Genomic DNA, 11,183 nt, shown 5'->3' with positions numbered 1-11,183 from the left:
ATACAATTACGCTACTTTCAAGAAATGAGTTATCAAGATATGGCGGAACAATTGAATGAACCGTTAAACAATATCAAAATAAAACTGCTTCGTGCAAAAAAATTATTAGCTGAAATTATTAGCAATAAATAACAATATTCTCTTAAAATTTTAAAAACCCACATAATAAAGTTCATTATGTGGTTTTTTTTTGTAAAAATATTTCTAAAAACAGGGTCAAAACATAATCATTAAACAAAAATTTGCGAAGTGTTACAATTGAAAAATAACACTTTAAAATAGGATTTAATTTTAATGCGTTTTGTATATTTGCGAAAGATTTTATTTTCAAATTATGGCAACAGAAAGCGTATTTACTCCCACACCAAAACCAAAATGGCTTCGTGTAAAATTACCCGTTGGACAAAAATATACCGAACTTAGAGGTTTGGTTGACAAGTACAAATTAAATACCATTTGCGCTTCTGGTAGCTGCCCAAATATGGGAGAATGTTGGGGAGAAGGAACAGCAACTTTTATGATATTAGGAAATATTTGCACCCGTTCTTGTGGATTTTGTGGTGTAAAAACAGGACGTCCTAAAAATGTAGATTGGGAAGAGCCAGAAAAAGTAGCCCGTTCTATTAAAATTATGAATATCAAACATGCGGTAATTACAAGTGTTGACCGAGACGATTTAAAAGATATGGGAACCATTATTTGGGCTGAAACTGTAAAAGCCATCCGAAGAATGAATCCTAAAACGACCTTAGAAACTTTAATTCCAGATTTTCAAGGTAGTGAATCGCATTTAGATAAAATTATTAAAGTGGCTCCGGAAGTTGTTTCACATAATATTGAAACGGTAAGAAGATTAACACGCGAAGTACGTATTCAAGCGAAATATGATAAAAGCTTAGCTGTTTTAAAATATCTAAAAGAGCAAGGTTTGAACCGAACAAAATCCGGAATTATGTTAGGCTTAGGTGAAACAGAAGAAGAAGTTATTCAAACACTTCATGATTTAAGAGCCGCAAAAGTAGATGTGGTGACTATTGGTCAGTATTTGCAACCAAGTAAAAAACATTTACCTGTTAAAGAATTCATCACACCAGAACAATTCGAGAAATACGAAAAAATTGGTAAAGAATTAGGTTTTATTCATGTAGAAAGTGGTCCTTTGGTGCGTTCTTCTTATCATGCTGAAAAACATATTCATTAGTTTAAAGGCATAAGGCAAAAGGCAAAATTAAAATAATTACATAAATAAAAATTTGAAAATACGTGTCGCTATTAACGGTTTTGGAAGAATTGGGAGAACTGCTTTCCGATTATTACTCAATCATCCTAACATAGAAGTTGTTGCTATAAATGACATTGCGGATATAAAAACCATGGGTCATTTATTGAAATATGATAGCATTCACGGTGTTTTACAACAGTCTATTTCCACCGAAAATGAAACGTTAGTTATAGATAATTTAAAAATTCAATTTTTCCATGAAAGTGATATTTCTAAATTACCTTGGAAAAACCTAAATATCGATTTTGTAATTGAGTCGACCGGAAAATTTAAAACTACAAAAACTGCTGGTTTACATATTTTAGCTGGAGCGAAAAAAGTAATATTATCCGCACCGCCCGAAGACGAAAAAATAAAAACTGTTGTTTTAGGTGTAAACGAACATATTTTAGATGGTTCGGAAACCATTATTTCCAATGCAAGCTGCACTACAAATAACGCAGCACCGATGCTAAAAATTATTCAAGAATTATGTGGTATTGAGCAAGCCTATATTACAACTGTTCACTCCTACACTACCGACCAAAGCTTACATGACCAGCCACATAAAGATTTAAGACGTGCGCGAGGTGCTTCGCAATCTATTATTCCAACTACAACTGGAGCTGCAAAAGCAATAACAAAAATTTTTCCGGAATTGGATGGAAAAATTGGCGGATGTGGTATTAGGGTTCCCGTTCCAGATGGTTCATTAACCGATATTACATTAAATGTTAAGCGAAAAGTGACTATTGAAGAAATAAATTTAGCCTTTAAAAATGCCGCCGAGAAGGAATTGAAAAATATTTTGGCGTATACCGAAGACCCAATTGTATCAGTAGATATTATAGGAAATAAAAATTCGTGTGTGTTTGATGCGCAACTAACTTCTGTTATTGATAAAATGGTAAAAATAGTGGGTTGGTACGATAATGAAATTGGGTATTCTTCTCGTATAATTGATTTAATACTTTTTTTATCGAAAATTAAATACTAATTTTAACATTATTAATTACAGGTTTTGAATAATAAATAATGAAAAAACTCCTTTTTCTACTTACTTTTTTCTCTCTATTTACTTTTTCTCAGACTAAGGAAAATAAGCCTGACAGTATCACCTATTTTCTAGAATTGGCCAATTATTCTTTCGAAGAAAAATACAACTCTAAAGACGCCATAAAATACATCCAGAAAGCAATTGAATATTCAAAAGCATATAAAAACATTGACAAACTTTATGATTGTTACTATTTTTTGGGAAGCATCTATTTAGAAACTAATAATTATAATGAAGCAATTGTTAATTTCATTAAATGTTCTAATTATTATGAAATCAATCAAATTAGATCTTCTAAAGTAGCGAAAATAAATTATGCGCTAGGAACTTTATATCTAGAAAAAAGAAATTTAAAAATAGCAAAATTATATTTCAACAAATCATATTCAATTTACAATAAAATCAACTCTAACAATACTTTAGTCTTAATCGAACTTCAAAAAGGATTAACTTTAAAGGCCAATAGTAAATTAGAAGAAGCTATTGTTGTATTTAACAATATCGCCAATACTAGTAGAGATGTAGAACCTAGTAAAATTGAGGCCCTTTATCAGCTAAGTAAAATATATTATACACAAGAAGTATATGAAAAAGCACTAGATTTTTCTAAAAGAGCTTTAAAATTAGTGGAAAATAATTCAGTAGGTATTTCAAAAAAGAAAATTTTAAATAATCTTATTTTAATTTGTGAAAAACAAGAAGATTATAAATTATCTAATTTTTATTTGAAAGAATTTTTAACACTAAATGAGATTAAAAACAACTCAAGTCTAGCAAATACAGACTTACTTATAAATAAAAAAGAACACGACAATCAATTAGAAATTGTTGAAAAGCTTGAAAAAGAAAAAAACGACCAATTGAAAGCCATTCGATTTAACAAGCTAATAAGTATAATGAGTATTGTATTAATTGCCATTTTATCTTTATTTAGTTTTTCTTTATACAAAAACAATAAAATTAGAACCTCTACGAATTCCCTTTTACAAGAAAAAAATAAAGAATTGACCGAGCAAAAAGAAAAAGCAGAACTTGCCTCAAATGCCCGTTCGGAGTTTTTATCTACTGTAAGTCATGAGTTACGAACGCCTTTGAATGCAATCAATGGAATTACGCATTTACTTCTACAAGAAAATCCAAAATCAACGCAATTAAATTATTTAAAATCATTAGAATTTTCTGGAAATTATCTTTTAAGTTTTATTAATGACATATTAGAAATCAACCGACTGGAATCTAACACAATACACATAGAAAAAATTAATTTTAATTTAGAAGAATTAATTAAAAATATTAGTGAATCGTTCAATGGTTTTATTGAGCAAAACAACATCGATTTTAGATTAAAATTAGATTTTGAAAATCACAAAAATTTAATTGGGGATCCTACAAAATTATCTCAAATTTTAATAAATTTAATCAACAATTCCATCAAATTTACTAAAAATGGGAAAGTTACCCTTTCCGTGAAATCCATAAAAGAACATGATGATACTGTAACGTTAAATTTCATAATTCAAGATAATGGTATAGGAATACCTGAAGACAAAATTGCAAACATTTTTGATAGTTTCTCTCAAGGATCTGTAGAAATAAACAGAACATATGGTGGAACGGGTTTAGGACTTTCTATTGTTAAAAAAATTATTGAATTACTAGGCAGTGAAATTCATTTAGAAAGTAAAGAAAACGAAGGAACTAAATTGTATTTCGATTTAAATTTCGGAAAATCAAATGCCGAAATTATTTTAAATCATGAGAAAAAGAAAGTTACTTCTTACGTCAATTTAAAAAACAAAACCGTTTTATTAGTAGAAGACAACAAAATCAATCAAATGATTACTAAAAAAATGTTAGAAAACAAAGGTATGATTTGTAGTATTATAGACAATGGCGAAGATGCGATTGTTGCCATGCAAAACAGCAGGTTTGATTTAGTTTTAATGGACGTTCACTTAACTGGAATTAACGGGACAGAAGCAACTGCAGAAATAAGAAAATTTGATAAAACAACTCCAATTATAGCTTTAACAGCAATTTCTTTAAACGAAAATAGAGAAATGCTACTTTCTTTTGGTATGAATGAAGTAATTACCAAACCTTTTAATCCAGACTATTTTTACAGCGTTATAAGCGATTACTTAGTATAACTTTTTACCCAATTAGTAAGTAAAGTTTCAAATTGCTCTTTTTCTGAAACAAACTTGGATTGTATCGGTAAATAATATAAATTATTAGGTGGGATTTTACCTTGCAAACGCATGAAATCTTTTTCAGTTGTTATCAGAATTTTATCTTTCGAAGCATTATATATTTCCGAGATTTCGTTTTCTGAAAAATTATGATGGTCTGGAAAAATCATAACTTTATCATTACCTGAAGTTAAATAATCAATAAAATATTTTGGCTTGGCAATTCCTGCAAGAATTACTTTTTCTTTGGAAATAATATCTGAAACGGATAAACTATTTTCGGTGCCATATACATTTGAATCGTAGTCAATTGAAGCGAAAAAAACGGGTACATTTATATTTAATTTTAGTTTCACTTCATTTTTATTTTTTTCCGTAATATTTTGAGGACATTTCGTAACAACAACTAAGTTGGCGCGCTTTTTACCAATACTACTTTCTCTTAAATTTCCGAAAGGCAAAATAAAATCATCTGCAAATAAATCATCATATGCAGTTAAAAGAATATAAAAACCTGCTTTAACTTTTCTGTGTTGAAAAGCATCGTCTAATAAAATAATATCTGGATTGCTATTCAAAATTAAGTTGTCAATTCCTGCTTGTCTGTTTTCGCATACAGCAACGGCAATATCTTTAAATTTTGTATGAATTTGATACGATTCGTCACCTAATTTGGCTGCAGAAACTGCTGCATTGGCTAATAAAAAACCTTTTGTACTTCGTTTATAACCACGACTCAAAACCGCAATTTTATAGGTATCTTTCAATAATCGAATGATGTATTCCGTTTGAGGCGTTTTACCTGTTCCACCCGTACTTAGATTTCCTATTGCAATAATCGGTAAATCATATGATTTTGATGAGAACAAACCTAAATCGTAAAGCCAATTTCTAATAAAAGTAATTAACCAGTATAAACCTCCAATTGGAAAAAGTAGTTTTCTTAAAAAAATCATAGTTAATTATCTAAATAATGCTCTATTATGGAAATGAGCTTGAAGTTTTTTTTCAAGTAAATCTGATTCTACAAAATTATTCCAAAATTTGATTTTGGTTTTATCATGAAGGATTTCTTAGAATTAGATATACAAATATACAAAATTAGTATGAATTAAATTTCAAGTAAATTATATTTAAATCAATTGATTTTTTATCTTTGAAAAATACAAAATTACTAATAACATAAGATGCAATTATCTGAAATAACAAAACATCTAGAACAATTGGCTCCTTTGGCTTACGCTGAAGATTTTGACAATGTTGGTCTACTAGTTGGTCACAACAATGACATTACTGGAATTTTGGTGTGCCACGATGCTTTGGAAGAAGTGATTGAAGAAGCCATTTTAAAAAAATGTAATTTAGTAGTTTGTTTTCATCCTATTTTATTTTCTGGATTTAAAAAAATAACTGGAAAAAATTATGTAGAACGGGCGATTATTAAAGCAATAAAAAATGACATTGCCATTTATGCTGTTCATACCGCATTAGATAATCATCAAAATGGCGTTAATAAAATTTTCTGTGATGTTTTGAGTTTAACAAAAACAAAAGTGCTGATTCCCAAACAAAATTTCATTTATAAATTAGTAACTTACACCAAACCCGAAAACGAAAACCAAGTAAAACAAGCCTTATTTGAAGCTGGTGCTGGTAGTATTGGCAACTATGACAATTGTAGTTTCGTTTCTTCAGGAATTGGCTCTTTCAAGGGCAATGAAAACAGCAATCCGGTAGTAGGTGAAAAACATGTTTTACAAAATGAAGCCGAAATAAAAATCGAAGTAACTTTCGAAAAACACCTTCAAAACAATATTTTGAGTACTCTTTTTTCGAATCACATGTATGAAGAAGTGGCATATGAAATTTACAAAACAGAAAATGAACACAAAAATATTGGCTTAGGCATGATTGGCGAATTGGAACATCCGATGAAACCAAACGATTTTTTAAAATTTGTGAAAGAAAAAATGGCTTGTGATGGCATTCGACATAGTCAATTTTTAACAACTGAAATCAAAAAAGTGGCGGTTTTAGGTGGAAGTGGAAGTTTTGCTATCAATAATGCAATTGCAGCTGGAGCGGATGCTTTTTTAACCGCTGATTTAAAATACCACCAGTTTTATGAAGCCGAAAATAAGCTGCTTTTGGCAGATATTGGCCATTTTGAAAGCGAAAGATATACAAAAAACTATATTGTTGACTTTCTTAAAGAAAAAATCACTAATTTTGCAATCATTTTATCAGAATTAAATACAAATCCCGTTAAATATTTTTAACAATATGGCAAATACAAAAGAACTAAGCGTAGAAGAAAAGTTAAGAGCAATTTATGCCTTACAATTAATTGATTCTAAAATTGACGAAATAAGAAACGTACGAGGAGAATTACCTTTAGAAGTAGAAGATTTAGAAGATGAAGTAGCTGGATTATCAAAACGTTTAGATAAATTAAACGACGATTTAAACAACATTGATCATCAAGCAAAAGAAAAAAAGAACAATATTGATGACCACAAAACAGCAATAAAAAAATATACAGATCAACAAAAAAATGTTCGTAACAATAGAGAATTTAATTCTTTATCGAAAGAAATTGAGTTTCAAGAATTAGAAATTCAATTGGCTGAAAAGAACATTAAAGAGATGAAAATTACTTTTGAAAACAAAAAAGAGATTGTTAATCAAACAAAAGACAAACTAGAAAGCAAAGAAAATCACTTAAAACACAAAAAAGCTGAATTAAGTGCTATTATGGCAGAAACCGAAAAAGACGAAAACTTTTTAATTGAAAAATCTAATGATTTTAGAAGTAAAATTGAAACTCGTTTATTAGCGGCGTACGACAGAATTAGAAATAGTGTTATTAATGGCTTAGCTGTAGTTTCTATAGAGCGAGGGGCATCGGCAGGATCTTTCTTTACTATTCCACCACAGACTCAAATGGAAATAGCGGGTAGAAAGAAAATCTTAACAGATGAGCACAGTGGGCGCATTCTAGTAGACAGTGATTTAGCTGACGAAGAAAAAGAAAAAATGGAGAAAATTTTCGCCAAAATGTAATATAATAAGTCAAAGGTCTGAAAGTCGAAAGTTTTAAAGTCGAAAAATTAGACTTTTACTCAATATAAAAACCAAATTAAAAATTCCAAACTCCAAGTTTTAAATTTGGAATTTGGAATTTTTTTTATTGGAATTTTAAACAAAATAAAACTCATAAAACATTTAAACTAAAAAAACTACCTTTGCCTAATGGAAGCACAATTAGTTCGCATCAATAAATATTTATCAGAATCCGGATTTTGCTCTCGTAGAGAAGCCGATCGGTTATTGGAAGAAGGTAGAATTACCATCAACGGACAATCTCCAGAATTAGGCACAAAAGTAGCTCCAGGAGACGATGTTCGTGTGAATGGTGAATTAGTTACCAACGCAAATAAAAAACCCATTTATTTGTCCTTCCACAAACCAGCGGGAATTGAATGCACCACTAATTTAAACATTCCAGACAATATTGTAGATTACATCAATTATCCCGAACGTGTTTTTCCTATCGGAAGATTAGATAAAGGAAGTGAAGGTTTGATTTTCATGACCAATGATGGCGATATTGTAAACAAAATTTTACGCGCTAGAAACAATCACGAAAAAGAATATATTGTTACTGTTGACAAACCAATTACAGAAACTTTCATTAAGCAAATGAGTAACGGCTTACCTATTTTAGACACCATTACCAAAAAATGTAAGGTAGAAAAAATGAGTCAGTTTGTATTTAAAATTATTTTAACGCAAGGTTTAAACCGTCAAATTCGTCGTATGTGCGAGTATTTAGATTACGAAGTAACCACGCTTAAACGCATCCGAATTATCAATATCACTTTAGATGTTCCGGTTGGAAAATACCGTCCGTTAACCGACAAAGAAATCGTAGAATTAAATACCCTTATTGAACCTTCGAGTAAAACCGAAGACGCCAGTATTTTGCGTGATAAAAAGACCAATTACGGTAGCAGAAATTACGATAAAAGAAATAGATAATATTTTGGACGTTCCCTTTCAGGTCGTGTCTTCCGCTATATCTTTTTATATTTTATTACCTTCGAGAACCTCAGGCAACAAAATACAAAAAGGATGCCGCTACAACCACTAACGCAAATTCGTTTTTCATTAGAACAGATATTCCATTACGTAATCATCCATTACGTAATCATTTCCAATATCAATTACTTCCTCTTTTGAAATAACAAAACCTAATTTCTCATAGAAAAATTTAGCTGTATTGTATTTATTTACATTTAAATAAATGCCTTTCTGATTATTGCTTTTGGCAATTTTAATGACTTCATTAATCATAAATTTTCCAAAACCTTTACCTTGCGTTTCTGGTAACAAATAAATTTTATGAAGTTTTAGCAACTCCGTTTCCTTGCAATTGAATTCGTAAGATACAAATCCAATAACTTTTGTGTCTTCAAGCAGCAATTCAAATACTTGACCTGCATCCATTTTCTTTTCTAAATTGTCAATGGAATAGAAAGTATCTAACATATAATCTAATTGCGCTTCAGATAGTATTTTAATATAAGAAGACGGCCAAATAGTATACGCTAAATCGCGAACTATTGAAAGTTGTTTTCTATTACAAACGGTCATTTTCATGTGGCTAAAATAAAACAAAAAGGGTCAATCTGTAACAGATTGACCCTTTTTTTATTTATAAAAAATAGTGACTATTTTTTAACTACTTTAAATTCACTTGAAGTATCATTAGCAAAGACTCTTACTACATAAACTGATGTAGCTAAATCAGATAAATCAACAGTAACTAAATTACTATTTGGTTTTATATTTCTAATTTGTCTTCCGCTAATATCGTAAACTTGAACTGAAGTAATTTCACTAGAATAACTAATAGTTAAAATATCAACCACAGGGTTTGGATAATAAGATAATTTAGCTAAATCAAATGAATTACTAGATAATGTAGCAACATCAAAACATGCACTCATTTCTGAACAACCGTTTTTAGTTACTTGAACCGCATAACTTCCAGACGCTGTTGCCGTATATGATTGAGAAGTTGCTCCAGAAATTATAGTACCAACAGAGCTTGAAGTACAAGTATACCACTGATAAATAGCTCCTGTTTCAGTAACTGTTAAAACATCATCTGTTCTTGTTATAGTTGTAATAGGAAGTGCATTGATAGTTAAATTCAATGTCTCTGTAAGACATCCAACTACACTTGTATACGTTCCACTCGTTGTATAAGTAGTTCCGTTTACTAACCATGTATAACTTCCACAAGCAGATGTTGTAGTACTATTTGTTGAAGCCGCAGTAACTGTAATCGTTCCTGTTGCACTTACAGTTCCACAACCACCGGTTAATGGAATGTCATAATTAAACGTTCCTGAAGCCGTTGGTGTACCACTAATAGTAATAGTATTTGATGCCAAAACAGCCAAAACTCCTGCTGGTAAACCATAATTGGAAGTAGTAGTTGCAATTCCGGTTGCTCCAGTTGTAGTATGCGTAATAGCTGTAATTGCAGTATTAATACAAACTGTTGGAGAACTCGATGCAGCACTTGCTGTGTTATTAGCAGTAATTGTTAAGGTTCCACTATTATTTGTTGTTCCATTCCATGGACCGTTAAGACCTCCATACACATAAGTACATCCATTATAAGAGTAGCGGAAAGCATAGAAGTAAGTTCCAACTCCAAGACTAGAACCAATGTTCGCTTGGAATTCATCATTATTTCCTGTTTGAACGTTAAAACTTGCATTAATCCAGTTAGACCAAGTATTAGGATCTGTGTTTGAACTGCTATAACCTAACTGTGCGGTCATACCTGAGGCCTGACCTGCAGGATCGGTAATTCCAGCTAAATAAACCTGACCATAAATGACAGCGGATCCTCCTTCACAAATAGATGCTGAACTTGGAAACTGTGTATTAAACCATCCCGGAAGTGGAGTAACTGTAATCGTTCCTGTTGCACTAACAGTTCCACAACCTCCAGTTAATGGAATGTCATAATTAAATGTTCCTGAAGCCGTTGGTGTACCACTAATAGTAATGGTATTTGATGCCAAAACAGCCAAAACACCTGCTGGTAAACCATAATTAGTAGTAGTCGTTGCTATTCCGGTTGCTCCAGTTGTAGTATGCGTAATAGCTGTAATTGCAGTATTAATACAAACTGTTGGAGTAGTCGATGCAGCACTTGCTGTGTTTATTACAGAAACTGTAATCGTTCCTGTTGCACTTGCAGTTCCACAACCTCCGGTTAAAGGAATGTCATAATTAAATGTTCCTGAAGCCGTTGGTGTACCACTAATAGTAATGGTATTTGATGCCAAAACAGCCAAAACACCTGCTGGTAAACCATAATTAGTAGTAGTCGTTGCAATTCCGGTTGCTCCAGTTGTAGTATGCGTAATATCTGTAATTGCAGTATTAATACAAACTGTTGGAGAACTAGATGCAGCACTTGCAGTATTATTTGCAGTAACTGTAATCGTTCCTGTTGCACTAAGAGTTCCACATCCTCCAGCTAATGGAATGTCATAATTAAACGTTCCTGAAGCCGTTGGTGTACCACTAATAGTAATAGTATTTGATGCCAAAACAGCCAAAACTCCTGCTGGTAAACCATAATTGG

Annotated in this window: 10 protein-coding genes; 7 read left to right on the top strand and 3 right to left on the bottom strand. The window is 31.2% G+C overall.

Annotated features, from left to right (window positions below):
* From ACIQ2I_RS05295 to ACIQ2I_RS05280, 4 genes are all read left to right on the top strand, one after another.
* Positions 1 to 132 (top strand): RNA polymerase sigma factor (locus ACIQ2I_RS05295; RefSeq protein WP_396181393.1); only part of this gene is annotated, 132 nt, incomplete at its 5' end.
* A gap of 202 nt (positions 133 to 334) precedes the next feature.
* Complete coding sequence (lipA, locus tag ACIQ2I_RS05290) at positions 335 to 1,201, top strand: lipoyl synthase (protein WP_396181392.1); 867 nt, start codon at positions 335 to 337, stop codon at positions 1,199 to 1,201.
* Between the two features lie 52 nt (positions 1,202 to 1,253).
* On the top strand, positions 1,254 to 2,258 hold the full coding sequence (gene gap / locus ACIQ2I_RS05285) for a type I glyceraldehyde-3-phosphate dehydrogenase (RefSeq protein ID WP_396181391.1): 1,005 nt from the start codon (positions 1,254 to 1,256) through the stop codon (positions 2,256 to 2,258).
* A 38-nt stretch (positions 2,259 to 2,296) separates the two neighbouring features.
* Complete coding sequence (locus tag ACIQ2I_RS05280) at positions 2,297 to 4,468, top strand: ATP-binding protein (protein WP_396181390.1); 2,172 nt, start codon at positions 2,297 to 2,299, stop codon at positions 4,466 to 4,468.
* On the opposite strand, the gene lpxK is transcribed toward ACIQ2I_RS05280, so the two are convergent.
* Complete coding sequence (gene lpxK, locus ACIQ2I_RS05275; protein ID WP_396181389.1) at positions 4,456 to 5,466, bottom strand: tetraacyldisaccharide 4'-kinase; 1,011 nt, start codon at positions 5,464 to 5,466, stop codon at positions 4,456 to 4,458. The genes ACIQ2I_RS05280 and lpxK overlap by 13 nt on opposite strands.
* Before the next feature lie 231 nt (positions 5,467 to 5,697).
* On the opposite strand from lpxK, the gene ACIQ2I_RS05270 reads away from it, so the two are divergent.
* The 3 genes from ACIQ2I_RS05270 to rluF all read left to right on the top strand — a co-directional run bounded on the left by ACIQ2I_RS05270 (position 5,698) and on the right by rluF (position 8,551).
* A complete protein-coding gene (locus tag ACIQ2I_RS05270) occupies positions 5,698 to 6,789 on the top strand; it encodes a Nif3-like dinuclear metal center hexameric protein (protein ID WP_396181388.1) in 1,092 nt (363 codons plus the stop codon).
* A 4-nt stretch (positions 6,790 to 6,793) separates the two neighbouring features.
* Positions 6,794 to 7,573 (top strand): zinc ribbon domain-containing protein, encoded by a 780-nt coding sequence (locus ACIQ2I_RS05265; protein ID WP_396181387.1) that lies wholly within the window; start codon positions 6,794 to 6,796, stop codon positions 7,571 to 7,573.
* Between the two features lie 189 nt (positions 7,574 to 7,762).
* Positions 7,763 to 8,551: a 23S rRNA pseudouridine(2604) synthase RluF gene (rluF, locus tag ACIQ2I_RS05260; protein WP_396181386.1), complete on the top strand. Its 789-nt coding sequence runs from the start codon at positions 7,763 to 7,765 to the stop codon at positions 8,549 to 8,551.
* 129 nt (positions 8,552 to 8,680) lie between these two features.
* On the opposite strand, the gene ACIQ2I_RS05255 is transcribed toward rluF, so the two are convergent.
* Positions 8,681 to 9,166: a GNAT family N-acetyltransferase gene (locus ACIQ2I_RS05255; protein WP_396181385.1), complete on the bottom strand. Its 486-nt coding sequence runs from the start codon at positions 9,164 to 9,166 to the stop codon at positions 8,681 to 8,683.
* A 77-nt stretch (positions 9,167 to 9,243) separates the two neighbouring features.
* Positions 9,244 to 11,183: T9SS type A sorting domain-containing protein (locus tag ACIQ2I_RS05250; protein ID WP_396181384.1), on the bottom strand; the 1,940-nt coding region annotated here is incomplete at its 5' end.

It is taken from the genome of Flavobacterium sp. (assembly GCF_044368995.1).
Taxonomy (GTDB): Bacteria; Bacteroidota; Bacteroidia; order Flavobacteriales; family Flavobacteriaceae; genus Flavobacterium.
This window is presented reverse-complemented; position numbering and strand designations above follow the sequence as displayed.